The organism is Streptomyces sp. AK010 (genome assembly GCF_014207295.1).
Classification (GTDB): domain Bacteria; phylum Actinomycetota; class Actinomycetes; order Streptomycetales; family Streptomycetaceae; genus Streptomyces; species Streptomyces massasporeus.
This window is the reverse complement of record NZ_JACHCX010000003.1, coordinates 472,208-498,178: the sequence shown is the minus strand read 5'-3', so window position 1 is coordinate 498,178 and position 25,971 is coordinate 472,208. Positions and strand designations below refer to the sequence as shown.

Below are 25,971 nucleotides of genomic sequence, written 5' to 3'. Positions count from 1 at the left end.
CTCGCGCATATTTCGCAGCTGGGGCCCGCACCTGAAGGGGTGCGGGCCCCAGCTCGCTGTTTTTCCCCGCCGGCCCGATCCGGCCGCATCGACTTCGGCTCGTCTCGAGATTCTCTGCGCTGCTCCTCTGCTGCGGGATTTCCTTGCTACGCGCCCGTCAAGGAAGGTCCCGCATGAAGCGTGCCCACACATCCCGTACCCATGACCGTTTCCAGCAGGGTGGCGGGCCCGACCGCCGCTCCGCCGGTCGACCGCGCCGCTCCGGCGGCTTCGGAAACCGCCGGGCTCCCCAGGGCGAGTTCGCCCTGCCGAAGACGATCACTCCTTCGCTGCCGGCCGTCGAGGCGTTCGCCGATCTCGGCCTGCCCGAGCGGCTGCTGGCCACCCTCGGCCGCGAGGGCGTGACCGTGCCGTTCCCGATCCAGGCGGCGACCCTGCCGAACTCCCTGGCCGGCCGGGACGTCCTGGGCCGTGGCCGCACCGGTTCCGGCAAGACCCTGGCCTTCGGCCTCGCCGCACTGGCCCGCACGGCCGGGCGGCGCGCCGAGCCCCGGCAGCCGCTCGCCCTGGTCCTCGTGCCCACCCGCGAGCTGGCCCAGCAGGTCACCGACGCCCTCACCCCGTACGCCCGCTCCGTGAGCCTGCGGCTCGCCACCGTCGTCGGCGGGATGTCCCTCGGCCGGCAGGCCAGTGCCCTGCGCGGCGGCGCCGAGGTGGTCGTCGCGACGCCCGGCCGGCTCAAGGACCTCATCGACCGGGGCGACTGCCGCCTGGACCAGGTCGACATCACCGTCCTCGACGAGGCCGACCAGATGGCCGACATGGGCTTCATGCCGCAGGTCACCGCCCTGCTCGACCAGGTGCGCCCCGGCGGCCAGCGGATGCTGTTCTCCGCCACCCTGGACCGCAACGTCGACCGGCTGGTCCGCACCTACCTGCACGACCCGGTGGTGCACTCCGTCGACCCGTCGGCGGGCGCGGTCACCACGATGGAGCACCACGTCCTCCATGTGCACGACGCCGACAAGCACCGGACGACCACCGAGATCGCGGCGCGCGACGGCCGGGTGATCATGTTCCTCGACACCAAGCACGCGGTGGACCGGCTGACCTCGCACCTGCTGAGCAGCGGTGTCCGCGCCGCGGCCCTGCACGGCGGCAAGTCCCAGCCCCAGCGGACCCGGACCCTCGCCCAGTTCAAGAGCGGGGACGTGACGGTGCTGGTGGCGACGAACGTCGCGGCGCGCGGCATCCACGTCGACAACCTCGACCTGGTCGTCAACGTGGATCCGCCCAGCGACCACAAGGACTACCTGCACCGCGGCGGCCGTACCGCCCGGGCCGGCGAGTCCGGCAGCGTGGTCACCCTGGTGACCCCGGGCCAGCGGCGCGGCATGAGCCGGCTGATGTCGTCGGCGGGCATCACCCCGCAGATCGCCCAGGTGCGTTCCGGCGAGGCGGAGCTGAGCCGCATCACCGGCGCCCAGGCCCCTTCCGGGGTCCCGGTCGTCATCCCCGCCCCGCGCGCGGAACGCCGCCCCGGCGGCCCCGCCGGGCCCCGGGGCCGCCGGGGCCGCCGTCCCGCCGGGCAGGGCCGCCCCGCCGGTGAAGCGGCACGCCCCAGGGCGCAGCGACGGACCGGTTCCGGCTCGGCCGCGTAGAGCTCCGCGCCCACTCGCCCTCCCTTCTCGGCAGGAGACACCCATGACGCCGGCCCGCACGCAGTACCACTCCATGGCCCACGCCCCTCGGATCTGTGACGACATGACGGTCGAGGTGGCGCTGTCCCTCATGGCCGGTGCGCAGGTCGATCACCTCGTCCTGTGCGACGAGGACGACCAGAGCACGGGTCTGGTCACCCTGGCCCGTCTCACCGTTCAGCGGAACGCCCCCACCTACACGGACCGAGTAAGGGTGCGGGACCTCCCGGAGGGGTGAGACACGGGCGGTTCACCGCCATCACGGACCCAGTGGGGCCCTGCCGACGCGCGTCGGCAGGGCCCCACTGCCATGTCGCCACCCGATCGGACACCACAGGATGCCTGCATCCCTCGGACTCCAAAATCTGTCTTTGTCAGAGTAGACATTGCGCGCTGCTGTGGTTAGCCTTCTTCTCGTAGCCATGGAAAGGCGAGAACCGAGGAAGGACGGAGGAGCAGACGCCATCAGGATCGCCCGGCCGAGAAGCTCTCGGTCCGGGTACCGCAAGACCCCGGATTGGATGGTGGTCCCCGGTCACGCAGCCGCGATCCCCGCTACCCCTCCCGCAGCCGGGCCGGGTAGCGGAAACAGAAGGTCGGCACCGCACAAGAGCCGACAGATGGTGTTGAATTTCCTTCGGGGCCCTGGTGCCGTACGGCACCAGGGCCCCTCGACGCGTTGTACTACGAGGTGACATGCCAGCAGATACCCCGCTCAGTGATCGTCTGGACGACGACGACTACCCGGCCTACACCATGGGCCGGGCCGCCGAGATGCTCGGCACCACTCCCGGCTTCCTGCGCGCCATCGGTGAGGCCCGGCTGATCACGCCGCTGCGCTCGGAGGGCGGACACCGCCGCTACTCGCGCTACCAGCTGCGGATCGCCGCGCGCGCCCGCGAGCTCGTCGACCGGGGGACCCCGATCGAGGCCGCCTGCCGCATCGTCATCCTCGAGGACCAGCTCGAGGAAGCCCAGCGCATCAACGCCGAGTACCGTGCCGCGCACGGCGCCTCCGGCGGCTCCGCGCCCGCTTCGAGCTGATCGCGCGAGGGGCAGGCGGGTCCCCTCACCCGCTCCCCGAAACCCCGGGTCCGCGACCTGGGGTTCGTTGTTGCCCCGGTCCGCGCGCCACCCGCCCGGGGCGGATCGCGCCATCAGGTCAACCGTCCCGGACTCTTGACTCGTCAAGCGGTAGTGGCGATTCTCGTCGCACACTTTGCGAGGTCATGACAAGACGACCGCGCGACCCGCCGACCGAGGGACGTGGGCTGTGATCAGTTCCGGACGCCCGTACCGCAGACGCAAGAACGTCACCGTTGTGTCGCTCCTCCTGCTCGTGCTGTCGATCGCGCTCGGCCCCACCCCGGGTGCCGCGGCCGGGAACGACTGGTGGGACCCGACCGCACGGCCCGCGCCGGACTCCCGGATCAACGTCACGGGCGAGCCCTTCACCGGCACCGACGCCAAGGGCAGGGTGCGCGGGTTCGTCGACGCGCACGACCACATCTTCTCCAACGAGGCCTTCGGCGGCCGTCTGATCTGCGGCAGGGCGTTCTCGGAGCAGGGCGTGGCCGACGCGCTCAAGGACTGTCCGGAGCACTACCCCGACGGCTCGCTCGCGATCTTCGACTTCATCACCAACGGCGGGGACGGCAAGCACGACCCGAACGGCTGGCCCACCTTCAAGGACTGGCCGCGGCACGACTCGCTGACCCACCAGCAGAACTACTACGCCTGGATCGAGCGGGCCTGGCGCGGCGGGCAGCGGGTGCTGGTCAACGACCTCGTCACCAACGGCGTGATCTGCTCGGTGTACTTCTTCAAGGACCGCTCCTGTGACGAGATGACGTCCATCCGGCTGCAGGCCAAGCTGACGTACGACATGCAGGCCTACGTCGACAGGATGTACGGCGGGCCCGGCAAGGGCTGGTTCCGGGTCGTCACCGACAGCGCGCAGGCCCGCAAGGCCATCGAGCAGGGCAAGCTGGCGGTGGTCATGGGGGTCGAGACCTCCGAGCCGTTCGGCTGCAAGCAGGTCCTGGACATCGCGCAGTGCAGCAGGGCGGACATCGACAAGGGCCTGGACGAACTGCACGCCCTGGGCGTGCGCAGCATGTTCCTGTGCCACAAGTTCGACAACGCCCTGTGCGGGGTGCGCTTCGACTCGGGCTCGCTCGGAACGGCCATCAACGTCGGGCAGTTCCTGTCGACCGGCACCTACTGGAAGACCGAGACGTGCAAGGGCCCGCAGCACGACAACCCCATCGGCAACGCGGCGGCGCCCGCGGCCGAGAAGAAGCTGCCGGCGGGCGAGGAGGTCCCGTCGTACAGCGCCGACGCCCGGTGCAACGTGCGGGGGCTCACCGATCTCGGCGAGTACGCCGTCCGCGGCATGATGAAGCGCGGCATGATGCTGGAGATCGACCACATGAGCGTCAAGGCCACCGGCCGGGTGCTCGACCTCTTCGAGTCCGAGTCCTACCCCGGCGTGCTCTCCTCGCACAGCTGGATGGACATGGACTGGACCGAGCGGGTCTACGGCCTCGGCGGCTTCATCGCCCAGTACATGCACGGCTCCGAGGGCTTCATCGCCGAGGCGAAGCGCACCGAGGCCCTGCGCGACAAGTACGGCGTGGGCTACGGCTACGGCACCGACATGAACGGCGTCGGCGGCTGGCCGGGGCCGCGCGGGGCGGACGCGCCGAACAAGGTCACCTACCCGTTCAGAAGCGTCGACGGCGGTTCGGTCATCGACCGGCAGACCACCGGTGAGCGCACCTGGGACCTGAACACCGACGGCGCCGCCCACTACGGCCTCGTCCCGGACTGGATCGAGGACATCCGCCGGGCCGGCGGCCAGGACACGGTCGACGACCTGTTCCGGGGCGCGGAGTCCTACCTCGGCACCTGGGCGGCCTCCGAGCACCACAAGGCAGGCGCCGACCTCGCGGCCGGGGCGGCCACTTCGGCCAGTTCCTCGGAGTGGAGCCTGTTCACGAGTTACAAGCCCCACCGGGCCGTCGACGGCGACCGCGGCACCCGCTGGGCCAGCGACTGGAGCGACGACCAGTGGTACCAGGTCGACCTCGGCTCGGCGCGGACCGTCGGGCGGGTCACCCTCGACTGGGAGCGCGCGTACGCGAAGTCGTACCGGATCGAGCTGTCCGCCGACGGCGTGAACTGGCGGACCGCCTGGTCCACGACCGCCGGTGACGGCGGCCTGGACACCGCGCGGTTCGCCGGCACACCGGCCCGGTACGTCCGCGTCCACGGGCTGGAGCGCGGCACCGGCTGGGGCTACTCCCTCCACGAAGTCGGCGTCCACAGCGGCTGACACCCACGAGAGAGGCTCCATGGCACGGTTGCCGTCCGCCGAGCGGCGGCGCCAGCTCACCGAAGCGGCGATCAGGGCGATGGCCCGGGACGGCGTCCCCAGGACGACGACCCGGTCCATCGCCGCCGAGGCGGGCGTCTCGCTGAGCGTCTTCCACTACTGCTTCGACTCCAAGCAGCAGCTGATCGAGTCGGTGATCACCACCATCACCGGGCACTACGTGACGGTGGTGAGAGAGGCCATCCGGCCGAGAGCCACCCTCGAGGAGACGGTCCGGGCGGGATTCCAGGCGTACTGGGACCACGTCCGGGCCCACCCCGACGAGCACATGCTCACCTACGAACTCACGCAGTACGCCCTGCGCCAGCCCGGTTTCGAACATCTGGCGCGCCGTCAGTACGAGTTGTACGCCGAGACGTACACCGAGCTCATCGACCAGCTGCGGCAGGCCATGGGGCTGCGTCTGCGCGTGCCCGTCCCTGTCCTGGCCCGCTACCTGGCCGCCATGACCGACGGCCTGACCCTCAACCACCTGGTGCTCGGCGACGACTCGGCCTGGACGGGCGTCCTCGACATGGTCACCGCGCACGTCGCCGGGCTGGTGCACGAGAACTGACGGAAGACTCGCCCGAATCGGCTGTCATGGGAACGGCCCGGAGGGGCATTCGAACAAAACAAGTCGGAAGTGAGGAGAGTGCGGCCCGTTCGGTCCGTGCCATCGACAACTGGGAGTTATCCATGGCTAGTTACGGCGGTTCCTCTGCCGCGTCCTCCGGTTCGCGCACCAACGGCCTGGCGATCGCGAGCCTGTGCTGCGGCATCATCGGCCTGTTCTTCCTGAACATCATCCTGGGCCCGCTGGCCATCATCTTCGGCGCCGTCGCCCGCCGGCAGGCGTCGGTCAAGAACGGTGCCGGAATGGCGAAGGCCGGCATCATCCTCGGCGTCGTCGACGTGGTGCTGTGGCTCGTGCTCCTGGCCATAGCCAGCAGCAACGGCGGCTTCAGCTGGTACGTCGGCGGCTAGCCTCCGTCGCGGTCCTCTTGCGGGCGCGGTACGCGGCGGCCTTGATCTTGTTGCCGCAGGGGTCCATCCCGCACCACTGACGCCGCATGCCCCGCGAGCGGTCGATGTAGGTGCGGGTGCACTCCGGGTTCTCGCACTCCTTGAGCAGGGGCACGTCCGGGCCGCTCAGGAGCTCGACGGCGTGCCGCGCCACCAGGGAGAGGGCCTCGTCCGGCGTCGCCTGCGTCCAGCGCCCCGACGGGGTGAGCTGGGGCACGGCGGGCGGTGTACGGGCCGCGTCGTTCACGACGGTCAGCGCCGCCCCGTCGTACTCCTCCCCCAGCCGGCGGGCGGTGACGAGCCGGTAGACCGCCTCCCGTACGGCCCTCGCCCGCTCGACGTCGGCCTCCTGGCCCGGGGAGACCGCGTCGACCAGGCCGGACTCCACGTACCAGGCGTTCAGCCGGTCCGGCGTCACGAACATCTCGAAGCGCACCGACCGGCGGGCCCGGAGCGTGGCGGCGAAGTCCAGTGCCGGGTTTCCGCAGACGAAGACATGATCGAGGTTCACGTCACCATTCTGACCGGTGACCATCCCCTCGGCAAGCCTCAGAGGCGATCGGCGTCGACGACGGCCTGCGCCAAGGCGGCGGGCGCCTCCTGGGGCACGCTGCGACCGATGCCCGCCAGGGAGCATTTCGTCACCGCTTGATCCAGTAACGAAGGGGAGTGCAGGGTCGAGCATCCGCATCCCGGTCAGCGGGAAGCCGAGGGCGGTGACCGCGGCGTTGGCGTCGATCTGGGCGAGGGCGCGCATGCCGTTGCCCGCCAGGGTGAGGAACGCGCCGATGTCCTCCGCCGCGTCCGGATGCGCCTCGTGCACGGCGACGTCGAACCCGGCCTTGTGCAGGGCGAGCGCCGCCGCGGTGCGGTGCCGGCTGCTCCGCCGCCGATGACGAGTAACCGCCTCACCAATGACGCCCCTTCGGATCGTGCGGCCCTGCGTCAGGAACCGTACGGTCCGTCGCCGGTCGCGATGTCGGGCCGGGTCCGGTCGGGGGCCAGGCGGCGGTAGGCGGCGCGGGCGTGGAGGACACGGGCCAGGGCCGTGCCGATGAGGGCGGCGGTGAGCAGGCAGGCCAGCCACGTGGTGTCGCGGTGCCCGGCCCAGGTGAGGGCTCCGGCCGGCGGGATGGCGAAGCCGTTGAGGAACAGCCAGCACAGCAGGGCCGTCCCGGGGGCGGCCTCGAAGCGTGCGCACAGGCCCAGCAGGGCGGCGAACAGGGACAGCGCGGTCAGGGCCAGTTCCGGCCGGTCGGGTCCCACCACGGTGTTGAGCAGCGCCACCAGCACCAGTGCGCCGCCGCCGGCCCCGGCCCAGACCAGCGGCGTGGCCACGGGCTGCGGTACGGGTCTGGCTCCGGTGCCCAGGGGCATCCACTGGATCATGCTGGCGCTTCCTTCCGGTCCTCCTGGACGGAATTCTCCCCTGGTCTCCCCTACCGGCTCCCGGGGTGCTCGCCAGAGTGCCAGCAAGCCCACGGCCCGGGAAACAGCCAATCAGGACAGCCACGCCGGGCGTCCAGGGCCCCCGGGCCGGGCACGGCAGCGTCCTGACGGCCCTCCGGCCGGCCTCCTTTGGGTGGCTCGGCGAAGCGGTCGGCGCTCGGCAAACAGCGGTCGGCGGTCGGCAATCGGCGGCGCTGCGCAAGGCGCTCGGCGGTCGGCGGTCGGCGCTCGGCGCTCGGCGCTCGGCGCTCGGCAAACAGCGGTCGGCGCTCGGCAATCGGCGGTCGGCAATCGGCAATCGGCAATGGGCATCGGCGGTCGGCAATCGGCGGCGCTGCGCAAGGCGCTCGGCGCTCGGCGCTCGGCGCTCGGCGCTCGGCGCTCGGCAAACAGCGGTCGGCGCTCGGCGCTCGGCAAACAGCGGTCGGCAAACAGCGGTCGGCAAACAGCGGTCGGCAAACAGCGGTCGGCAAACAGCGGTCGGCGGTCGGCAAACGGCGCTCGGCGCTCGGCAAACAGCGGTCGGCGCTCGGCAAACAGCGGTCGGCGGTCGGCAAACGGCGGCCTCCAATCGGCGGTCGGCGGTCGGCGGTCGGCGGTCGGCGGTCGGCGGTCGGCGGTCGGCGGTCGGCGGTCGGGACACGGTGCCCCGGCCGACACGGCGCCGCCGGTGCCCGGCCGGCGGGTCATCGTCGTCGCCGAGCGGCCTGCTGCCGGAGCGCGGGCCGCGCGCCCGGCCGGACGTGCCCGGCGGGCGGCGGCCGTGCCCCGTGACCGCCGATCGGAAGTCCCCCGCTCGGCGGGTCAACGGTGCGCGGGCGCCGCCTCCTTGGGCGGCTGGGCGGCGGCCGGTGTGCGGTGGGCCGCGCGGCGGGGGAGGCGGTGTGCCAGGGGTTCCGTCCAGCGGGCCGCGAGGGGGCCGAGGACGACCAGGATCAGGACGTAGGCGGTGGCCAGGGGGCCGATGCGGGGCTCGGCGCCGACGGCGAGGCCGGCGATGACGATGGAGAACTCGCCGCGTGCGACGAGCGTGCCGCCCGCGCGCCAGCGCCCCCGGGACGAGATCCCGGCGCGACGGGCGGCCCAGTAGCCGGTGGCGATCTTCGTCAGGGTGGTGACGGTGGCCAGGGCGAGCGCGGGCAGCAGCACGGGCGGGATGGCGGCCGGGTCGGTGTGCAGGCCGAAGAAGACGAAGAACACCGCGGCGAACAGGTCCCGAAGCGGGGTGAGGAGACTGCTGGCGCCCTCCGCGACCTCGCCGGACAGGGCGATGCCGACCAGGAAAGCTCCGACGGCGGCGGAGACGTGCAACTGCTGGGCGAGACCCGCGACGAGAAGGGTCAGACCGAGGACGGCCAGCAACAGCATCTCGGCGCTGTCCGACGACACGGCACGGCTCACGAGGCGGCCGTGCCGCAGCGCCACGTAGAGGACGGCGCCCACGGTGCCCAGCGAGATCAGCAGCGTGACCGCGCCGCCCGCGAGGCTCACCCCGGCCAGCAGGGCGGTGAGGATCGGCAGGTAGACCGCCATGGCCAGGTCCTCCAGGACCAGCACACCGAGGACGACCGGTGTCTCGCGGTTGCCGAGCCGCCGCAGGTCTCCCAGCACCTTCGCGATGACCCCGGACGAGGAGATCCAGGTGACGCCGGCCAGGGCGACGGCGGCCACCGGCCCCCAGCCGAGCAGGAAGGCCATCGCGGCCCCCGGCACGGCGTTGAGCACGAAGTCGACGGCACCGGAGGGGTATTGGGTCCTCAGCGTGGTGACGAGGTCGGAGGCGCTGTACTCCAGGCCGAGCAGGAGCAGCAGGAGTATGACGCCTATCTCGGCTCCGGTGGCGACGAACTCCTCGCTGGCCTGCAGCGGCAGGATGCCGCCCTGCCCGAAGGCGAGTCCGGCCAGCAGGTACAGGGGGATGGGCGAGAAGCCCACCCGTCCGGCGAGACGTCCGAGGAGTCCCAGGGCGAGGATGATCGCCCCGAGTTCGATGAGCATGGCGGTGGTGTCGTGCACGGGCGTCTGACCTCCGTTGATCGGGTCTGCGGCGTCTGTGCCAGTGGGCGCGAGGGCCCGGCGGTACGGCTCGGTGAGCGGGAGAAGAGAGGGCGCATGACCCCGCGCCCGGACGGCCGGGGGGTGGGGTCAGGCGGTGCTGTGGCGTCGGCGGTGTGCTCCGCTGCGGCCGTCGTCGGCCGGGGTGCGCGTGCCGCGCCCGGCCTCGGACTTCAGGCGCCGGGCGTCATGCGTCAGAGGGCGGGGAGAACGCTCACACCGCGCGGTCGGTATCAGGAACGCCGTCACGGGCGGCGTTGTGGACGCGGACGGGCACCACTCGTCCCATGTCCCGCCCCCTCAACGCTCAACGCTCAACGCTCAACCGAACGTAATGGCTCGGTAAAGAATCCTAGCGCACGCCAACATCCCTTGATCGCACACGAGTTCTGAGGCTGTCAGCCCGAGAGCCGCTCACCGGGCCGCGAGACATCGCGGCGACGGGCTGCCGGCGCCTCTGCGCCCGCGGCCTGCCGCACGGCACGCGGCGACGCGCCGAGTTCCTTGCGGCAGGTCTTGTTGAAGGCCTGGAGGTCGGGGATCCCGACCGTCGCCGCCACGGCCGGGATCGCCAGGGTCGAGGCGATGAGCAGATGGCGGGCGCGCTCCATGCGGCGCCGCCGTACGTAGCCGACGACCGTGTGCCCGGTGTCCTGACGGAACAGCCGGGTCAGGTGCGTGTGGGACACCCCGGCGGCCCGGGCGATCCCGGGGACGCTCAGCGGGTCGGCCAGGTGCTCCTCGATGTGCGCCATGGCCGCCCGCACCGCCGGATGCCGGGCCCCGAAGGGCGCCTCGGTGGCCTCCGCCAGGCCGGTCGTGCGCCACAGCACCGTCCACAGTTCCGCGGCGGCACGGGCCGGGGACTGCGCGCCCGCGGCGATCGTCCGGCGCAGCGACGCACTCAGCACCGCCGCCTCCGGGCCGGCGTCCTGCATCGCCGGGACCCGGCGCCGCTCCCCGTCGCCCGGCAGCCGGAAGTGGGCGTAGAGGTGCTCGCAGCGCGCGGCGCCGTAGTGGAAGTGCACCTCCGTGCCGGGCGGGACGAGGCTGAGGTGCCCGGGACGGATCGGGTGCCGCGCGCCGCCGTACTCCAGGGTGCCGGAGTAGCCGTAGAGGTGGAGCTGCCACAGGTGCGGGAGGCGGAAGACCTCGTGCGGGCCGGCGGAGCCGTGCACGCCCACGCCCGCGTGCACCCGGTCGGGCGGCAGATCGAGGGGCAGTTCCACGAAGGTCGGCATGGTGGAAAACTACCAGTGGTTGCCGATTACGCCCCACGACTACGGGCTTCCGCGCTTTTACGGTTGCGTCATGCCGACCACACAACAGCTGTTGAGCTCCGTCGAGGTGGCGCGGTTCACGGCCCACGGTTTCCTGCGCCTCGACGGCGTCGTGCCCCGGGAGATGAACGAGGAGGCGCTCGGTGTCTTCGCGGCCGGGCCACTGCCCGACGTGCCCTACGGCACGCCCGTGCCGAAGGCCTTCCCCGAGGGTTCCTTCGCCCGGCGGCTCCTCGAACTGCCCGCTGTGGCGGGCGCGCTGGAGAGCCTGGTGGGTCCGGATCCGGCCGTCGACCACCACTTCGTGCACACCCGCCTGCCGCATGAGGGCAGTGCGCAGCCGTTGCACGCCGACGCCCTCATCGACGTGCGGGCCGACGCCTTCGACGTGCAGCTCATGTACTACCCGCAGGAGGTGACCGCCGGGATGGGCGGCACACTCGTCGTCCCGGGCAGCCATCTGCGCCGCACCAACGAGTCCGACACCGGCCGCTACCAGAACCTGCGCGGCCAGACCCGGCTGACCTGCCCGGCCGGCACCGTGCTCCTGCTGCACCACGGCATCTGGCACGGCGGGCGGCGCAACGACAGCGACACCGTCCGCCACATGTACAAGATCCGCTTCAACCCGACCGTGCCCCAGGTGCGGCTGTGGGACACCGGGGACGCCGACTCACCCGCTGTGCGCGAGGAGTTGCGGCGCACGTTCCCCTGGTACGAGCAGGCCACCGCCCGGCTGGAGATCCACAACCGGATCCTGCTGTGGCGCGCCCTGTCCGGCGACCCCGGCTTCGACGTCGACCACTGGGCCACCCGCATCACCAACCGGCCCGCCGCGCCCGTCTCTCCGAGGAGCACCGCATGACCACCACCCGGCAGCAGGTCCTCGTCCTCTACCTCGACACCTCGGCCCTCGACTCCAAGGTCGTCGGCTGGGCCCGCTACGACGGCACGGGCTCGACCCGTCCGACGACCGGCGACAGCGACGAACCCCCGTACGAGACGGGGGTCGGCGCCCTGGAGGACGGCTGGCGGCTCTTTCAGGCGGCCCCGCTCGTGCCGCCGTATCCGGGGGCGGAGCACACCACGTCGTTCCTCAAGCACGAGTTCTTCTTCGAGAAGCTCGTCGCTCAGTGAGGGCGGCCGCCGGAGCGCGCTTCGGCGGTGGCCTTCAGATCGCGCAGCCACGCTTGGAGGCCCTGGCCGAGGGCCTCGGGCGCGGTGGGCACGTCCGCTTCGGCCTGGTGGCCGGTCCAGGTCTCCTCGGTGTGGCCGCGGACACCGCCCTTGACCTCGTGGAAGGTCCACAGGTGGACGCCCTCGTCGATGCGCAGGCCCTCACCGATCGCGGGGCCCTTCCACAGGATGCAGTCCTGGTGCCGCAGTTGCCGGACCGTGGAGGTGATCTCAAGGGTGGTGGCGGGGGTCGCGGGCGGCGGGGTCGTCCAGCGGAACTGCGATGCGGCAGCCACCGGGCACGCCCCTGGCCACGCAGCGTCTCCTGCTCATCGCGCCGACCGTACGCAAGCGGGGCCGGTCCGCCACGCGATATGCCGGCCACGCAGGACGAAACCCCGGGTGGGGACCCGGGGTCGGCTCGCCCTGATGTGCGCCGATGACCGGCGAAGGCGCTGGCGCCCGCGATCAGACGAAGGCGCTCTCACCGGTGATCGACTTGCCGACGATCAGCGTGTTCATCTCGCGGGTGCCCTCGAAGGAGTAGATCGCCTCCGCGTCGGCGAAGAAGCGGGCGATGTCGTGGTCCAGCAGGATGCCGTTGCCGCCGAAGATCTCCCGGCTCCAGGCCACGACCTCCCGCATCCGGGAGGTGACGAACGCCTTGGCCAGGGAGGAGTGTTCGTCCTGGAAGATCCCGGCGTCCTGGAGCCTGGCGAGCTGCACCAGCATCCCCCAGGACGCGGTGACGTTGCCGAGGCTCTTGACCAGCAGGTCCTGCACGAGCTGGAAGCCGCCGATCGGACGGCCGAACTGGCGTCGCTCCCGGGCGTAGTCCAGGGCGAGTTCGTAGGCGCCGGCCATGACGCCGAGGGCCTGCCAGGCCACCCCCGCGCGGGTCGCGCGCAGGATCTCGGCGACGTCCCGGAAGGAGTTGATGTTCTGCAGGCGGTTCGCCTCGGGCACCCAAACGTCGGTCAGGGTGATCTCGGCGTTCTCCACGATCCGGAAGGCGAGCTTGTTCTGGATCTTCACAGGGTCGAAGCCGGGCGTGTCCTTCTCGACGACGAATCCCTTGACGTGGTTGTCGTCGACGTCCCGGGCCCACACCACGACGTAGTCGGCGAAGGTGGCGTTGCCGATCCACTTCTTGGCGCCGTTCAGGACCCAGGTGTCGCCCTCGCGCCTGGCGGTGGTGCGCATGCCGCCCGCGACGTCGGAGCCGCCGAGGGGCTCGGTCATGGCGAACGCGCCGATCCTGTCCATCGCGGCCATCGCCGGGAGCCAGCGGTCGCGCTGCTCCTGGTCGCCGCCGGAGTGGACGGAGTACATGGCCAGGCCGTTGTGGACGCCGAAGAAGGTCGAGACGGAGGCGTCGGTGCGGGTCATCTCCATGGCGAGCATGCCGGACAGGAGGTTGCTCACGGCCGGCTTGTGCTCGCCGTAGCCCTCGTAGGGCAGGCCGGCCAGGCCGCTGTCGCGGAACAGGGTGATGAGCTCCTCGGGGAACTCGCCCTTGGCCCAGTTGTCGTTGACCAGCGGCTTGACCTTTTCGCGCATGAGGGCGCGGGCCTTGAGGAGGATCTTGCGCTCGTCGTCCGGCAGCAGCGACTCGTAGCCGTAGAAGTCGGCGGCCGGCAGGTCCTCCAGGAGTTCCATGGTGGTGGTCATCTCAGTTCTCCTCCTTCTCGGTGCTGTCCAGGGCGGCCAGGACAGCGAGTTGCCTGCGGTCGCGCGTCTCGGTGAGTTCCGAGTACGTGGAGGAGCCGTAGGCCTTTTCGACGGCTTCGATGAGCCGTTCCTGTCGTTCCCCGGTCAGCGGCGGGGTGCCGCCACCCGCTCCCGTCTGCTGCATCGACGCGCCGATGTGCGCGACCAGGTGCCGGTACCCGCCCGGCCCGCCGCCCAGGTGTGAGCCGAGGAACGGCCCGACCGTGGCCCAGCGCAGGCCCAGCGAGTTGGTCATGACCTTGTCGAGGTCCTCGGGGGTGACCACGCCCTGGTCGACGAGGTGCACCGCCTCGCGGGCGAGCGCGTTCTGCAGGCGGTTGCCGACGAAACCGGGGATCTCCTTGCGCTCGACGACCGGGGTGCGGCCGACCGAGGTGTAGAAGTCCAGCGCGGCCAGTACGGCGTCCTCGCCGGTGCGTTCGCCGGGCACGACCTCGACCAGCGGGACCAGGTGCGGCGGGTTGAAGGGGTGGCCGATGAGGACGCGCGCGGCGTCCTCGTCCGCCAGTTCCCCCGTGAACGCGGTCGACGGGATCGCCGAGGACGAGCTGAGCAGCAGGGCGTGGGCCGGGGCCCGGCGGGCCAGGGTGGCGAACAGGGCCTTCTTGAACTCGGCCCGCTCGGGGCCGTTCTCCTGGACGACGTCCGCGTCCCGGACCGCCTCGGTGACATCGGCGGCGATGTGCACGCGGTCGGCGAGACCGGTGACGTCCAGGCCGCGGGCGGCCAGGTGCGGGGCGTACTCCTCCAGGGCCTCGTCCACGGCCTCGGCGAGGTCCTCGCGCGGGTCGCTCACCCGGACGGTCAGTCCGTGCGCGGCGAACAGGGCCGTCCAGGACAGTCCGATGGTCCCGGCGCCGATGACGGCGGCCGTACGGAAGGGGCGGGTCATGACGCGACCCCCTTCAGGTAGTCGTGGACCGGCTCGACGCCCGACAGCGTCAGGTCGGTGAGGATGTGGCTCGCGGAGACGACCTCCAGCACCGGCAGGTCCGCCAGCGGGGCCAGCACGTGCTGGAACAGCTGGAGCCGGGCGGGGCCGGTCCAGGCCTCCTTGACGGTCAGGTCGGTGATGCGGGTGCGGACGAGTTCCTGCACGCGCGGCATGCCGTCGTAGCCGGGGATCGTCTTGAGCAGATACGTCGGCGCCCCGATCTGTTCCTCGGCCTCGCGCCGGTCGAGCTCGTGGTGCTTGTAGCCCATGGTCGCGGTGGCGACCCGCAGGCTGCCGTGGTCGAGGGTGCCGACGAGCGCGCCGGAGTCGACGTACAGCGCCGGGGAGCCCATGACCTTCGGGTAGGCGGCGACCTCGCGGCCGGAGGCGGTCGCCGGGAAGTTGTCGAGGTACATCGCGTGCAGGTACTCGCCCCGCTCCCCCTCGAAGCCGACCTGGACCGCCTGGCCGGCCTCGGTGTAGGGGCCGTAGCCACTGACGTCGCCCATCTTCATGACCTCGAACCGGACCAGCGGCTCCTCGACCCGCAGCGGTTCGGGGACGACGGCCCGCAGCGCCTCGGGGTCGGTGCGGTAGACGACGTTGAGGTACTCGCGGTCGGTGAACCGCGGGACCGTCGGCGCGAACGCCGGGCTGGTGAGCGGGGTGGTGAGGTGCTGTCGTACGTCCTCGGTCCTCATGCCCGGCTCACCGCCCCGTCCACCGCGCCGGGCGGCGCTCGGCGAAGGCGGTCATGCCCTCGCGCACGTCGTCCGAGGCCATCAGGGTCTTCATCTCCTCGCGCTGGAAAGCGAAGGCCTCCTCGTCAAAGGCTCCGTCGGCGGCGCGGACGACGCGCTTGACGGCCGCCAGCGCGAGCGGGGCGTTGTCCGCGACCCGTTCGGCCAGCCGGAGGGCCTCGGCGACGGCCTGCCCCGTGGCGGTGACGCGGTTGGCCAGGCCCAGTTCGCCGGCCCGGCGGCCGTCGACGGGCTCGCCGGTGAGCAGCAGTTCCATCGCGAGGTGGTGCGGGATGCGCCGCGGCAGCCGGATCACGCCGCCGCCCGCGGCGATCAGGCCCCGCTTGACCTCGGGCAGGCCGAACCGGGCGTCCTCGGCGGCGACGATCAGGTCGCAGGCCAGGGCCAGTTCGAAGCCGCCGCCCATGGCGAAGCCCTCGACCGCGGCGATGAGGGGCTTGTCCGGCCGGGCCTCCGTCAGGCCGCCGAAGCCACGGCCCTCGACCTCGGGCGATTCGCCGCGCAGGGCGGCCTTGAGGTCCATGCCGGCGCTGAAGGTGCCGCCCTCGCCGGTCAGGACGCCGGCCCGCAGCGTGGGGTCGGCCTCCAGCGCGTCGAGTGCGGCGGCCAGGGCGGTGGCGGTCGCCGCGTTGACGGCGTTGCGGGCCTCGGGCCGGTCCAGGGTGATCAGCAGGGCGGAGCCGATGCGTTCGGTGCGCACGACGGGAGGTGTGGGGGTGCTCATGACTGTCCTCCTGTGGCAATCAGCGGGCGGTGGCGTCGAGTTCGGCGAGGACGTCCTCGGTGTCCTGGCCCGCGACCGGTGCGAGGCGGCGGATGGAGCCGGGGGTGGCGGAGAAGCGCAGCGGGATGCCGATGGTGCGGACCGTGCCCTCGGTCGGGTGCTCGACGCTGTCGAGCAGGTGGCCGCCCTGGACATAGGGGTCGTCGTGCGCGCGGTCGAGCTCCAGCACGGGCGCCATCGGAATGCTGTGCTTGGCGCACACCTGCGCCCACTCCTCGGTGGTGAGGGCCGGGGCGCACGTCTCCAGGAGCGCGGCCAGGTCCTCCAGGTCGGCGCTGTCGATGGCGTCGCCGTTGACCCGCGGGTCCTCGGCGAGGTCCGGGCGTCCGGCGGCGGTGAGGAAGTCCCGGTAGTTCTGCGGGTTGTACGGCATGACGCAGGCCAGACCGTCCTTGGTGCGCACGGCCTTGTGGCCCTTCAGCATGGACAGCCCGAAGCCGGTGGGACCCGTCTCGGGCACGTGGGTGTGGCCCGCGAGGTGCTCGACCAAATTGAACGCGATCAGGGTGTCCGTCATCGGGATCTCGACGAGCTGGCCCTGGCCGGTCTTGTTCCGGTGCAGCAGGGCGGCCAGCACGCTGTAGGCGATGGTCAGGGAGGAGACCTTGTCGCCGATGATGGTCGGCAGGTAGACGGGCTCGCCCAGCGCCCGGTCGGCGATGTCGACCAGGCCGGAGGCGGCCTGCACGGTCTCGTCGTAGGCGGCGTTGCCGGCCCGGTCCGAGTCGCTGCGGAAGCCCTGGGCGTGCGCGTAGACGAGGCCGGGGTTGCGGGCGGCGATGTCGTCGTGGGAGAGGCCGAGGCGGTGCAGGGCGCCGGGGCGCATGTTGGTGATCAGCACGTCCGCGGTGTCGATCAGCCGCAGGGCGCGCTCGCGGTCGGTGTCGTCCTTGAGGTTGAGGGACACGCTGCGCTTGTTGCGGTTGACGTTGAGGTTCAGCGGGGTCATGCCCGGGGTCGTGCGGTAGTGGCCGGTGCGCACGGTGTCGGACGGTGACTCGATCTTGATCACGTCGGCCCCCAGGTCACCGAGGATCTGGGCGGCGTAGGGGCCCATCACCACGGTCGAGAGGTCGATCACGCGGACGCCCTCCAGCGGGCCGGCGACGGTGTCGGTGATGTCCGTCATCGGTTTTCTTCACTCCTCGGTTCGCTATGTATGTGTATCTGGAAACTAAGTTAGCGCGATACGCGCGGCGAACGAAAGCGAATGGGGCCCGACGGAATGACCGAATAACGAAAAGCGGTATGACCGCAGTGATCATACCGCTTTTTGTGAAGATTTTCAGGTGATTATGAGTGGAGTGGTTCGGCGAACACCTCGCGGGCCGCCGCCACCACTTCCTCCAGGTCACCGCCGCGTGCCCGGTCCTTGCGCCAGATCAGCCCGGTCTCCAGACGGGGATGGAAATCGGAGAAGGGAAGGACGACGACATTGTCGAGACGGTAATTCTGAACGGGACTTCTGGAATCCAGCATGGAAATGGAGAACGCCAGGCCGCTGGAGACTATTTCGGAGACCCCGTCGAAGGTGGCGCTGCCCAGCTGGACCCGCTTCTTGATGCCGAGTTCGGCGAGCTGCTGGTCGAGGCCGCGGAAGTAGGCGTTGGTCACGGCCGTCGGGGAGCCCGCGTAGGCGAGCTCGGCCAGTTCCGCGAGGGCGACGGACTCGCGTCCCGCGAACCGGTCCCGGGGCACGACCGCGCCGAGCCGCTCCGACATCACCGGCATCTGCTCCAGCGCCGGGTCGCCGCCGGCCGGGAGCCGGGCCAGGGTCAGCGCCAGCCTGCCGTCGCACACCGCGTCCACGAGCCGGTCGGTGCCGCCGGGCCAGCGTTTGATCTCGAACCGGTCGCCGACCCGCCCGGCGAGGGCGTCCATCCGTTCCCGCAGATCGGGATGGACGCCACTGGGAACGCCGAGCAGCAGGGTGGTCCGCCGCGGCCGGGCCGTCTCGTCCAGCCGCCACCGGATGGAGTCCACCTGCTCCAGCACCCCGCGCGCGATCGGCACCAGCGCGTTGCCGGCCGGGGTGAGCCGCACATGGTGGGTGTCCCGGTCGAACAGCCGGTGCCCGACCTCGTTCTCGAGGTCCTTGATCCGCCGGCTCAACGGGGAGGCCGCCATGTGCAGTCTGCGGGCCGCGGTGGAGAAGTTCAGCTCTTGGGCGACGGCGAGGAAGTAGCGCAGGTGCAGGAGCTCCACGGCGTTCACCCTAACCGCTGGACCGCGGAGCCTCGCCGCCCTGTCACCCGGGGAATCCGGGGATCCTGATCGGTGGCGGCAGGAGTTTGCGGGCGGGATCCGGACGCCACCGGGCCGCGCCCGTGCCGTCCCGTACGACCCGTCCGAAGACCTGGTCGCCGAAGTGGAAGGCGAACGCGTGGGTGCGCGGCGTCAGGAGGTGGGCCAGGAGGATCCGGCGGGCCTCCAGGACCGCGCCACAGTCCGTGTCGGGGCCGGAAGGCCACTCGGGCCGGGCCAGCTGGGCGGGGGTGTGGAACGCGTCGCCGAAGACCAGGACATGGCGTCCGCCGGAGGCAGCGATCACGTAGGTGGTGTGTCCGGGGCTGTGGCCCGGGGTGACCAGCGCGGTGACGCCGGGCCAGATCTCCGCGCCGTCGCCGAACGTCCGCAGCACCCTCGACATCGGCACCATGAATCCGTCCCAGGAGGGGGCACCGACCTCGATCTCGCGCCTCCAGAAGGGCTCCCATTCGGCGGCGGCCACCAGGTAGTCGGCGCGCGGGAACACCTTGCGCGGGGCCCGCTCTCCGTCGCTGCAAAAGCCCAGGCCGGTGTGGTCGGTGTGCAGGTGGGTGAAGGCCACGGTGTCGACGGACTCCGCAGACACCCCGAGTCGGCGCAGGGTGTGCGGCAATGCGCCCGCGCGGGAGACGCCGAGGGACGGGGGGAGCTCGTTGGCGCCGAGTCCCGCGTCGATCAGCAGCCGCCGCCCGCCCCGCTCGACGAGCAGCCCGCCCGCCGAGGCGGCGATCCGGCCGGACCGGGTCAGCGCCTCGGGGTGGTCCCGCCAGTAGGCGGCGGGGACGGCCGGGAGGAAGCCGGCGGGGTCCAACTCCATCGCGCCGTCGACGACGTAGGTGAGCCGGATGTCTCCAACGGTGAAGGTACGGACCGCCGACTGGTCGTTCAGCGCGCCGGGGCCGGTGGAGGCGGGGTGGCCCGTGGCCGCGTGGGCGCTCTTAGGGGTCCTTTCACTATGCCCGTCCGGGTCGCGCGGTCTGGCACCGCACCTCGCCGCGTTGCCGAAAAGCCCTAGTAGCTCCGCTACGAGGGCTTCCCGGCGCCTTGCGACGCACGGCACCAGACCACGCGCCCTGATCGGACGGGCATAGTGAAAGGACCCCTTAGAGGCCGCGGCGTACGCGGCCGTGGCCGCCGCACCGCGCAGGAGCGCACGGCGGGGCATGCCGAGGGGGCGAGGGACGTCAGTCATGAGCCTTCCTGGTACGGCGGTCAGGGCGCCAGCAGCGCTGCCGGGTTGAGTGCGGTGACGGCACGGACCTGGTGGGGCGTCAGCCGTGCCTGTTCGAACCAGCTCGCGCTGAGCGACAGCCATTCGGTGGGGTCCGGCTGGTCCGGCTGCCCGAGATCGGAGCTGAACACCACCCGGGGGTGGGCGCGTACGACATCTCCCAGATGCCGGGCGTCACGGTGTCCGAGGAGCAGCGTCAGGGCGGTGATCTCGACGTACACCCCCGGCACATCGGCGAGTCGGGTGAGGTCGGCGGGCGTGAGGCCGGTCATCGGATGCGTGGCGTGGGTCAACAGCAACCGGGGCAGGTCCAGCCGGGCCGCCTCGTCGACCACGCGCAGGGTCTCCTCCCGGTCGCAGTGGCCCGTCGCCAGGACGACCGGGAGGTCCCGGGCCGCCCGGAGCACCTCGCGCACGGGCCGGCGGAGCCGTCCGGTGTCGTCCAGGACCCGCTCGCCGCGCCACCGTTCGGTGTCCAGCAGCGGGTGGAAGGCCTGCCGCTGCAGCCGGGAGGGATGGGCCGGACCGACGAGGGTGGGCAGGTGCACGACCAGCCGGGCGGGGCTGTCCTGGCCGTGGGTGTAGACGGCCTGTTCCACCACCCGGGGGTGCACGCCTCCGGCGAGGTCGTTGAGGACGACGGTGCCGGAGACGGGCAGCCCCTCCTGACGAGCCTCCCACGCGCTCGCCGCGGTGCAGCCCAGATGGCTCTTGATCACCACCCAGCCGTCGATCCCGGCGTAGGCACGGCCGGCGCCGCCGGTGGTGAGACGGCGCCGGTACAGGTCGGGGCCCGCGTGGTAGTGGACGTCGACCACCCGGCGCGCGAGGTCACGCATCGGCGGTCTGCCGCGCCGGGCCCTCCCACGGCCTCGCGTAGCCGAACCTCTTGCGGGCCTGGTCCAGCCGCAGTCCGGTGTCCACGGCCTCGGCGATCGCCGTCTCGGTCCGCTCGACGCGCTCGGCACGGCCCGCGACCTCGGCGGCGTGCGCCGCCGGCACGACGAGTACGCCGTTGTCGTCGGCGACCACGACATCGCCGGGGCGTACGGTCACGTCACCGACGGTGATCTCCCGTCCGGTCGCGGCGAGTTCGACGCGGTTCTTGCCGCTGACCATCGTGGCCCCGGTGCTGAACAGGGGGTATCCGGCGGCCCGGATCTCGGCGATGTCACGGGCCGAGCCGTGCACCGCGGTGCCGCGCACACCGCGGCTGCGGGCCACGGAGGTGAGCAGCGAACCCCAGTTGGTGCAGTCCGTGCTGCCCGCGTTGTCGACCACGACGAAGGCGCCCTCGGGTACGTCGTCCAGATAGTTCGCCGCGTTCCGGAAGCCCTGACCTTCGCCGTCGACCGGCCGGTAGGTGACGGTGTACGCCAGGCCGGCCGTACGGGCTCCGGGCACCCGGGCGCTCAGGCCCACCAGCACACCACCGATGCCGAGGCTGTCCAGGGCGTCGGAGACGGAGGCGGTGTCGAGACGGGCGAGCCGGTCGACGACGTCCCGGGGGACGGGGGTGCTCTCCGCCGAGATGGCTGCTCCCTCCTCCAGCCGGCCGGCGACGGCACGCGCCACCTCCCTGGTCCCCGACGTGCCGCCCAGGTCGTACGTCACTGTTCTGCGGGCTCGGGCGACGGTGCGTACGGCGTTGCTCAGTTCCTCGCCCGGCACGTCGAGGCCGAGGTGGCCGAGCATCTGGGCGATCGTGAGGAGCATCGCCATGGGGTTGGCCCTGTCCTTGCCCACCATGCCGGGGGCGCTGCCGTGCACCGGCTCGAAGTAGCTGCCGTGGTCGCCGACGTTGCCGCTCGGGGCGAGACCGAGTCCGCCCATGACACCGGCGCCGAGGTCGGAGAGGATGTCGCCGAACATGTTCTCGGCGACCAGGACGCCGAACCGTTCCGGCCTGCGGACCATCCACAGGGCGACGGCGTCGACGTTGAGGATCTCCGTCTCGATGTCCGGGTGCTCCTGGGCGATCAGTTCGAGGCGCTCGCGCAGCAGGTTGCCGCTGTTGCGCAGGACCATCGGCTTGTCCGCGACCGTGAGCAGGCGCTTGCCGTGGGCCTCGGCGTGGGCGAAGCCGAAGCGGAGCAGCCGGTCGATGCCGTGGCGGGTCTGCAGCCTCAGGGTGAGGCTGGTGTCCTGCGGGCCCGATGCCGCCGCGTTCGGGTGGTGTCGTACGGCGTTCCAGAGCGGCTCGTCGAGGCCGTGGACGTCGATGCCGGCGTACAGGCCCTCCGTGTTCTCGCGGATGACGGTGAAGTCGAACCGGCCGCCGTCCAGGTCGCTGACCGGACGGATGTTGGCGTACAGGCCGAGGCGCTGGCGGAGTTGGAGGACCGGGGAGACGTACTGGAGGCCGGTGCCGCGCAGGGACGGGGCCAGTTCGGCCTCCGTCTCCCGCACGGGCTTGCTGGTGATGGCACCCAGGAGGCAGGTGTCGGTCTCCTCGAGCAGCTTCCAGGTGCGCTGCGGGACGGGGTCGCCCTCCTCGCGCCAGCAGTCCCAGCCGATGTCTCCGAACCGGAACTCCAGGGGCAGGTCCAGCTTTTCGACGGTGTCGAGCGCGGCGGAGACGACCTCCGGGCCGATGCCGTCGCCCGGGAGGACGGCGACGCTCTTCTTCGGGCTCGGCTTCATGTCAGTCCCTTCTCCCGCAGGAAGGCGCCGATGAGGGCGGACACCTTTGCGGGCTGATCGGTGTGGGGGCGCATGCCGGCCGCGGCGACGACATGCACCCGATGGTGCGGTCCGGCGGCGGTGTGGTGCCGCGTGACAAGCTGCGAGCGCCCTCCGACGAGGTGCAGCAGGGGGCCGGGGTGCGCCTCGACGGCCGCGGTCAGATCGATACCGCACAGCAGCCGGAGCCCCCCGTCGAGCCGCTGGGCCGGAGTCTGGTGGGCAGGGGGCGGGATGTCGGCGGGGACGGCCAGGCCGGTGCCGCCTCGCACGAGACGGCCGGGGGCTGCCGGGGTGGCATCGGCACGCGCGAGGCGTCCAAGGCCGTCGACCGCACCGTCGGCCGCCGCCCGCCCGTCGTGGCTCTCCACGGGGCGATCACCGCCCGCCCGGCCGACGGCGGTACCGGCTCCCGCCGGTAGATCACCGCCCGCCCCGTCGGCGGCGCCTCCCGTCCGCGCGGCGGGGGTGTCGCCGGGGGCTGCCGGGGCGGCACCGGCAGACACGAGGCGACCGAGGTCGCCCGCCGCGCCGTCGGCCCGGCACGCGGCACCGCCCTCGGCGGAAGTCCGCGCGACGGTCGCCGTCGGGTCCGGGCCGATGGACGCAGGTGTGCCGTCCGGCTGGACCCTCTTGTGCAGCAGCGCGAGGGACGCGTCCGTGTGACCCATGGCCGCCAGGTCGGCGATTTCGGTGAGGCGGTGTTCCAGAGTTGCGTCCGAGCGGGCCGGGCCCGAGACGAGGAGGGCCGCCGTGCCGGGGGCGACGTACGGGAGGAGTCCCTGGGCCACGGCTCCTCCCAGGGCGTTCCCGCACAGCAGGTCGATGCGGCCGAAGGCGGGGAGCAGGGCGCGCCAGCGGGCGACGAGATCGTCCAGGGTGCGTACGCGCTCGTCCCATAGGGAAAGCGTGTCGACCACCGTCACCCGGAGCCCGGCCCCCGCCGCCGTCAGCGTGTCGATGACCGGGGCGAAGAACGCTCCCTCGTCCCAGGCCGGTGTGACGGGGGCGAGGACCAGGGCGTGGGCGTGCGCCGGGCCGGCGGCGGTCCGGGGTGGGTGGACCGCCGTCGGCACAGCAGTTCCGGTGTGGGTCACCGGGCGCCCGCGAGGGTGCGCGCGGTGGCGAGCACCTCGCCGTGCCGGCCCACCAGTTCCTTGCGGTGCTCCACCGGCAGGTCGTACCGGCCCAGCACCAGATCCGGCAGCGGCAGCGAGGGCGAGCCCTCGGGGACGTTCGCGAGGAGCAGGTCCGCCAGCTCCAGCACGGGCTCCAGGTTGAGGCGCGCGGCGGCCTCCGGGTCCGTGCGGTCCAGGTGCGCCAGCCACTGCTCGGCGATGAGGTTGCCCGGGCCCTTGCCCATGCCCTGGATCGAGGAGTCCATCCAGGTCGCGCCGGCGGCCTCGGCGCTGATGGCGTTGGACAGGGCGAGCCCCAGGTTGTTGTGGGCGTGCAGCCCGACCGGGCCCCCGGTGACCGACCTGGTCAGGGCGGTCAGGTGGGCGGTGTCCACCGGCGACAGGCTGCCGTTGGAGTCGGCGAGGTAGACGAACTCGGCACCCGCGTCGGTCGCGGCGGCCGCCACCTCGATCACGTCGCGGCCCGGCCACTGGCTGATCCGGGCGAAGTTGACGCCCACCGTGAAGCCGATGTCCCGGGCCTGGCGGATGTAGTCCAGGCCGGGCTCGTAGCCCTTGGCCGGCAGGATGATACGGACGAGCCGCGCCCCGGCCTGGTACATGGCGGGCAGGTCGTCGCGGGTGATGTTCTTCGGGTGCAGGATCATCGCGACGTGCCGGGGGCCGACCTCACGGGCCATCGCGGCGATGTAGTCGTCATCACCCCGGCCGGTGAGCCCCAGGCCGGGCATCGGGACGAGCGAGCCCTTGCGGTAGGCGATCTCGACCCAGTCGAACCCGGCCTCGACGCTCAGCTTCGCGTGCTTCAGGGCGTAGCCGAGCGGGAAGTCGAAGCCGTTGCGATAACCTCCGTCGCGGAGGGTGACATCGATGTTGACCATACTCATGGGTCCTCCAGCTGATGTGAGGGTGTGTCAGGCGGACTGCCGGGCCTGGACCGCGTGGTGCGCGGCGAGCCGTCCGAAGATCAGCGAGCGCAACACGGACGTGGCCGGCGGGTAGGCCTTGTAGAAGAGGCCGGTGGCCTCACCGGCGGCGTACAGGCCGGGGATGGCCGTGCCGGACGGGGTGACGACGCGGGCGTCGAGGTCGGTGCGGACGCCGCCGTAGGTGAAACAGATCGCGGCGGTCACCGGGACGCCGATGAACGGCGCGGTGTCCAGGGGAGTGGCCCAGTTGGACTTGGGCGGGGTGAGGCCGACGGTGCTCTTGCCGTCGAGACGGGTCGGGTCGAACTCCCCTTCGCCGACACCCGCGTTGAACTCGGCGACGGTCTTCGCCAGTCCCTCGGCGTCGATGCCGAGCTTGTCGGCGAGTTCCTCCAGGGTGTCCGCCTGCTCCGGCGGTACGTCGCTGAGCAGCGAGTTCATGATGCCCGGGATGGCGAGGGTCTTGGCGTCGGCGATCCAGTACGCCTCCTGGTCCTGGTTGCGCCAGATCTCGTAGCCGACGTGCTCGAAGGTGTTGTCCCAGGTGTCGCGGCCCTCGTCGAAGAACCGCTGCATACGGCCGTTGACGAAGATGCCGCAGCTGAAGCCGTACAGCACCGCGTCGGCCTTGCTGGTGCGGCGGTCGACCGGTTCGGCGTGGATGCCGTCGAACTGGCCGGCCGTGTCGCCGCCGAGCTCCAGTGCCATGCGCAGGGCGTCACCGCGGTTGTTGGCGATGCCCGGCGCGATCAGCGGCAGGTCGCAGGCGCGATCGCCGACGTAGCGGGTGAGCATCTCGGTGTTGCCCTGGAAGCCGCCGCAGGCCAGGACCACCGCGCGGCCGGTCAGCCGCCGGGTGCGGCCGTCGGGGCCGCGCACCACGACGCCGTCGACGGCACCGTCCTCGGCGGTGGTCAGGCGCAGCGCCTCCGTCTCGTAGTGGATGTCGACGCGGGGGTCGTTCTCCAGGGCCGCGCCCAGGTGTTCGACGATGGAGGCGCCGCCGCCGCGGGGGCTGGCCGGCGGGGTCATGGAGGGGGTACCGCCGTCGAAGGTGTGCGGCAGCGGGAAGTCGGCGTAGTCGATCTCGACGCCGTGCTTCTCCACGAAGGCGAGGGTCTGCTGGGACTCGCGCTCCACCGTGCGGCAGTACTCGACGTCGGCGAGGCCGCCGGAGACGCGGCCGACGTGCTCGGCCCAGTCGGTGTCGAGCCGCCGCTGCTCGTCGACGCGGAGAAAGGCACCGGTCCAGCGGGTGGCGCCGCCACGTTCGTCCTCGGTGGACCGTTCGAGTATCGCGATCCGGGAGGGCGTCTCGCGCCCTTCGGTGGCCTCGGCGAAGGACAGGGCGGCCGACAGGCCGGCGGCGCCGAACCCGACGACGACGAGGTCGTACGGTGCGGGCGTGGACGGGACGGTCATGGTTGCTCCTTGAGGTCGTGCGTGCCGG

General features: G+C 71.9%; 24 protein-coding genes and 1 pseudogene. 8 read left to right on the top strand and 17 right to left on the bottom strand.

Annotation, left to right across the window (positions count from 1 at the left end):
- Nucleotides 1-173: 173 nt before the first annotated feature.
- From HDC93_RS08500 to HDC93_RS08475, 6 genes are all read left to right on the top strand, one after another.
- Entirely contained in the window at nt 174-1,661 is a 1,488-nt protein-coding gene (locus HDC93_RS08500) for a DEAD/DEAH box helicase (protein ID WP_185008723.1), read from the top strand.
- Between the two features lie 43 nt (nt 1,662-1,704).
- Nucleotides 1,705-1,938 carry a CBS domain-containing protein gene (locus tag HDC93_RS08495; RefSeq protein ID WP_185008721.1) on the top strand — a complete coding sequence of 78 codons (234 nt, stop codon included), beginning with the start codon at nt 1,705-1,707 and terminating at the stop codon, nt 1,936-1,938.
- 458 nt (nt 1,939-2,396) lie between these two features.
- Nucleotides 2,397-2,744: a helix-turn-helix domain-containing protein gene (locus HDC93_RS08490; RefSeq protein WP_031109366.1), complete on the top strand. Its 348-nt coding sequence runs from the start codon at nt 2,397-2,399 to the stop codon at nt 2,742-2,744.
- A gap of 229 nt (nt 2,745-2,973) precedes the next feature.
- A complete protein-coding gene (locus tag HDC93_RS08485; RefSeq protein ID WP_185008718.1) occupies nt 2,974-5,037 on the top strand; it encodes a discoidin domain-containing protein in 2,064 nt (687 codons plus the stop codon).
- A 19-nt stretch (nt 5,038-5,056) separates the two neighbouring features.
- Nucleotides 5,057-5,653, top strand: a complete 597-nt coding sequence (locus HDC93_RS08480) for a TetR/AcrR family transcriptional regulator (RefSeq protein WP_185008716.1) — start codon at nt 5,057-5,059, stop codon at nt 5,651-5,653.
- Between the two features lie 122 nt (nt 5,654-5,775).
- A complete protein-coding gene (locus HDC93_RS08475) occupies nt 5,776-6,063 on the top strand; it encodes a DUF4190 domain-containing protein (protein WP_185008714.1) in 288 nt (95 codons plus the stop codon).
- On the opposite strand, the gene HDC93_RS08470 is transcribed toward HDC93_RS08475, so the two are convergent.
- The 4 genes from HDC93_RS08470 to HDC93_RS08455 form a co-directional block, all read right to left on the bottom strand.
- Nucleotides 6,041-6,613, bottom strand: coding sequence for an ABATE domain-containing protein (locus HDC93_RS08470; RefSeq protein ID WP_185008909.1), 573 nt, complete (start codon nt 6,611-6,613; stop codon nt 6,041-6,043). The two genes, HDC93_RS08475 and HDC93_RS08470, sit on opposite strands and share 23 nt — an antisense overlap.
- A 434-nt stretch (nt 6,614-7,047) precedes the next feature.
- On the bottom strand, nt 7,048-7,491 hold the full coding sequence (locus HDC93_RS08465) for a hypothetical protein (protein WP_185008712.1): 444 nt from the start codon (nt 7,489-7,491) through the stop codon (nt 7,048-7,050).
- A gap of 864 nt (nt 7,492-8,355) precedes the next feature.
- Entirely contained in the window at nt 8,356-9,567 is a 1,212-nt protein-coding gene (locus tag HDC93_RS08460) for a cation:proton antiporter (protein ID WP_185008709.1), read from the bottom strand.
- 437 nt (nt 9,568-10,004) lie between these two features.
- Nucleotides 10,005-10,847 carry an AraC family transcriptional regulator gene (locus tag HDC93_RS08455; protein ID WP_185008707.1) on the bottom strand — a complete coding sequence of 281 codons (843 nt, stop codon included), beginning with the start codon at nt 10,845-10,847 and terminating at the stop codon, nt 10,005-10,007.
- A 70-nt stretch (nt 10,848-10,917) separates the two neighbouring features.
- On the opposite strand from HDC93_RS08455, the gene HDC93_RS08450 reads away from it, so the two are divergent.
- Both HDC93_RS08450 and HDC93_RS08445 read left to right on the top strand, forming a co-directional pair.
- Nucleotides 10,918-11,751, top strand: a complete 834-nt coding sequence (locus HDC93_RS08450) for a phytanoyl-CoA dioxygenase family protein (RefSeq protein ID WP_185008705.1) — start codon at nt 10,918-10,920, stop codon at nt 11,749-11,751.
- Nucleotides 11,748-12,023: a hypothetical protein gene (locus HDC93_RS08445; protein WP_184909614.1), complete on the top strand. Its 276-nt coding sequence runs from the start codon at nt 11,748-11,750 to the stop codon at nt 12,021-12,023. The genes HDC93_RS08450 and HDC93_RS08445 overlap by 4 nt, the downstream gene beginning before the upstream one ends.
- Here HDC93_RS08445 and HDC93_RS08440 read toward each other — a convergent pair.
- The 13 genes and pseudogenes from HDC93_RS08440 to HDC93_RS08375 all read right to left on the bottom strand — a co-directional run.
- Nucleotides 12,017-12,346: pseudogene (locus HDC93_RS08440) on the bottom strand (hypothetical protein); the annotation flags it as partial. The gene HDC93_RS08445 and the pseudogene HDC93_RS08440 overlap by 7 nt on opposite strands.
- A gap of 184 nt (nt 12,347-12,530) precedes the next feature.
- Nucleotides 12,531-13,733 carry an acyl-CoA dehydrogenase family protein gene (locus tag HDC93_RS08435; protein ID WP_185008703.1) on the bottom strand — a complete coding sequence of 401 codons (1,203 nt, stop codon included), beginning with the start codon at nt 13,731-13,733 and terminating at the stop codon, nt 12,531-12,533.
- A gap of 1 nt (nt 13,734) precedes the next feature.
- Entirely contained in the window at nt 13,735-14,685 is a 951-nt protein-coding gene (locus HDC93_RS08430) for a 3-hydroxyacyl-CoA dehydrogenase NAD-binding domain-containing protein (RefSeq protein WP_185008701.1), read from the bottom strand.
- Complete coding sequence (locus tag HDC93_RS08425; RefSeq protein WP_185008699.1) at nt 14,682-15,428, bottom strand: acetoacetate decarboxylase; 747 nt, start codon at nt 15,426-15,428, stop codon at nt 14,682-14,684. The genes HDC93_RS08430 and HDC93_RS08425 overlap by 4 nt, the downstream gene beginning before the upstream one ends.
- A gap of 7 nt (nt 15,429-15,435) precedes the next feature.
- Complete coding sequence (locus tag HDC93_RS08420; RefSeq protein ID WP_185008697.1) at nt 15,436-16,212, bottom strand: crotonase/enoyl-CoA hydratase family protein; 777 nt, start codon at nt 16,210-16,212, stop codon at nt 15,436-15,438.
- 19 nt (nt 16,213-16,231) lie between these two features.
- On the bottom strand, nt 16,232-17,401 hold the full coding sequence (locus HDC93_RS08415; protein ID WP_185008695.1) for a CaiB/BaiF CoA-transferase family protein: 1,170 nt from the start codon (nt 17,399-17,401) through the stop codon (nt 16,232-16,234).
- Between the two features lie 164 nt (nt 17,402-17,565).
- Nucleotides 17,566-18,477, bottom strand: coding sequence for a LysR family transcriptional regulator (locus HDC93_RS08410; protein ID WP_185008693.1), 912 nt, complete (start codon nt 18,475-18,477; stop codon nt 17,566-17,568).
- A gap of 43 nt (nt 18,478-18,520) precedes the next feature.
- Entirely contained in the window at nt 18,521-19,357 is an 837-nt protein-coding gene (locus tag HDC93_RS08405; RefSeq protein ID WP_185008691.1) for an MBL fold metallo-hydrolase, read from the bottom strand.
- 395 nt (nt 19,358-19,752) lie between these two features.
- Nucleotides 19,753-20,610 carry a DUF6282 family protein gene (locus HDC93_RS08400; RefSeq protein ID WP_185008688.1) on the bottom strand — a complete coding sequence of 286 codons (858 nt, stop codon included), beginning with the start codon at nt 20,608-20,610 and terminating at the stop codon, nt 19,753-19,755.
- Entirely contained in the window at nt 20,603-22,414 is a 1,812-nt protein-coding gene (locus HDC93_RS37760; protein ID WP_221516362.1) for an isocitrate/isopropylmalate family dehydrogenase, read from the bottom strand. The genes HDC93_RS08400 and HDC93_RS37760 overlap by 8 nt, the downstream gene beginning before the upstream one ends.
- The gene (locus HDC93_RS08385; RefSeq protein ID WP_185008686.1) at nt 22,411-23,529 is read right to left on the bottom strand and encodes an alpha/beta fold hydrolase; all 1,119 of its coding nucleotides are present in this window, start codon (nt 23,527-23,529) and stop codon (nt 22,411-22,413) included. The genes HDC93_RS37760 and HDC93_RS08385 overlap by 4 nt, the downstream gene beginning before the upstream one ends.
- 17 nt (nt 23,530-23,546) lie before the next feature.
- Nucleotides 23,547-24,479, bottom strand: coding sequence for a 3-hydroxy-3-methylglutaryl-CoA lyase (locus tag HDC93_RS08380; RefSeq protein WP_185008684.1), 933 nt, complete (start codon nt 24,477-24,479; stop codon nt 23,547-23,549).
- Between the two features lie 27 nt (nt 24,480-24,506).
- Nucleotides 24,507-25,943, bottom strand: coding sequence for an FAD-binding protein (locus HDC93_RS08375; protein ID WP_185008682.1), 1,437 nt, complete (start codon nt 25,941-25,943; stop codon nt 24,507-24,509).
- Nucleotides 25,944-25,971: the final 28 nt, after the last annotated feature.

Coding starts and splice junctions, on each gene's coding strand:
- HDC93_RS08500 (WP_185008723.1), top strand. CDS start 174: ATGAAGCGTGCCCACACATCCCGTACCCATGACCGTTTCCAGCAGGGT.
- HDC93_RS08495 (WP_185008721.1), top strand. CDS start 1,705: ATGACGCCGGCCCGCACGCAGTACCACTCCATGGCCCACGCCCCTCGG.
- HDC93_RS08490 (WP_031109366.1), top strand. CDS start 2,397: ATGCCAGCAGATACCCCGCTCAGTGATCGTCTGGACGACGACGACTAC.
- HDC93_RS08480 (WP_185008716.1), top strand. CDS start 5,057: ATGGCACGGTTGCCGTCCGCCGAGCGGCGGCGCCAGCTCACCGAAGCG.
- HDC93_RS08475 (WP_185008714.1), top strand. CDS start 5,776: ATGGCTAGTTACGGCGGTTCCTCTGCCGCGTCCTCCGGTTCGCGCACC.
- HDC93_RS08465 (WP_185008712.1), bottom strand. CDS start 7,491: ATGATCCAGTGGATGCCCCTGGGCACCGGAGCCAGACCCGTACCGCAG.
- HDC93_RS08455 (WP_185008707.1), bottom strand. CDS start 10,847: ATGCCGACCTTCGTGGAACTGCCCCTCGATCTGCCGCCCGACCGGGTG.
- HDC93_RS08450 (WP_185008705.1), top strand. CDS start 10,918: ATGCCGACCACACAACAGCTGTTGAGCTCCGTCGAGGTGGCGCGGTTC.
- HDC93_RS08445 (WP_184909614.1), top strand. CDS start 11,748: ATGACCACCACCCGGCAGCAGGTCCTCGTCCTCTACCTCGACACCTCG.
- HDC93_RS08435 (WP_185008703.1), bottom strand. CDS start 13,733: ATGACCACCACCATGGAACTCCTGGAGGACCTGCCGGCCGCCGACTTC.
- HDC93_RS08430 (WP_185008701.1), bottom strand. CDS start 14,685: ATGACCCGCCCCTTCCGTACGGCCGCCGTCATCGGCGCCGGGACCATC.
- HDC93_RS08425 (WP_185008699.1), bottom strand. CDS start 15,428: ATGAGGACCGAGGACGTACGACAGCACCTCACCACCCCGCTCACCAGC.
- HDC93_RS08420 (WP_185008697.1), bottom strand. CDS start 16,212: ATGAGCACCCCCACACCTCCCGTCGTGCGCACCGAACGCATCGGCTCC.
- HDC93_RS08415 (WP_185008695.1), bottom strand. CDS start 17,401: ATGACGGACATCACCGACACCGTCGCCGGCCCGCTGGAGGGCGTCCGC.
- HDC93_RS08405 (WP_185008691.1), bottom strand. CDS start 19,357: ATGGAGTTGGACCCCGCCGGCTTCCTCCCGGCCGTCCCCGCCGCCTAC.
- HDC93_RS08400 (WP_185008688.1), bottom strand. CDS start 20,610: ATGCGTGACCTCGCGCGCCGGGTGGTCGACGTCCACTACCACGCGGGC.
- HDC93_RS37760 (WP_221516362.1), bottom strand. CDS start 22,414: ATGAAGCCGAGCCCGAAGAAGAGCGTCGCCGTCCTCCCGGGCGACGGC.
- HDC93_RS08380 (WP_185008684.1), bottom strand. CDS start 24,479: ATGAGTATGGTCAACATCGATGTCACCCTCCGCGACGGAGGTTATCGC.
- HDC93_RS08375 (WP_185008682.1), bottom strand. CDS start 25,943: ATGACCGTCCCGTCCACGCCCGCACCGTACGACCTCGTCGTCGTCGGG.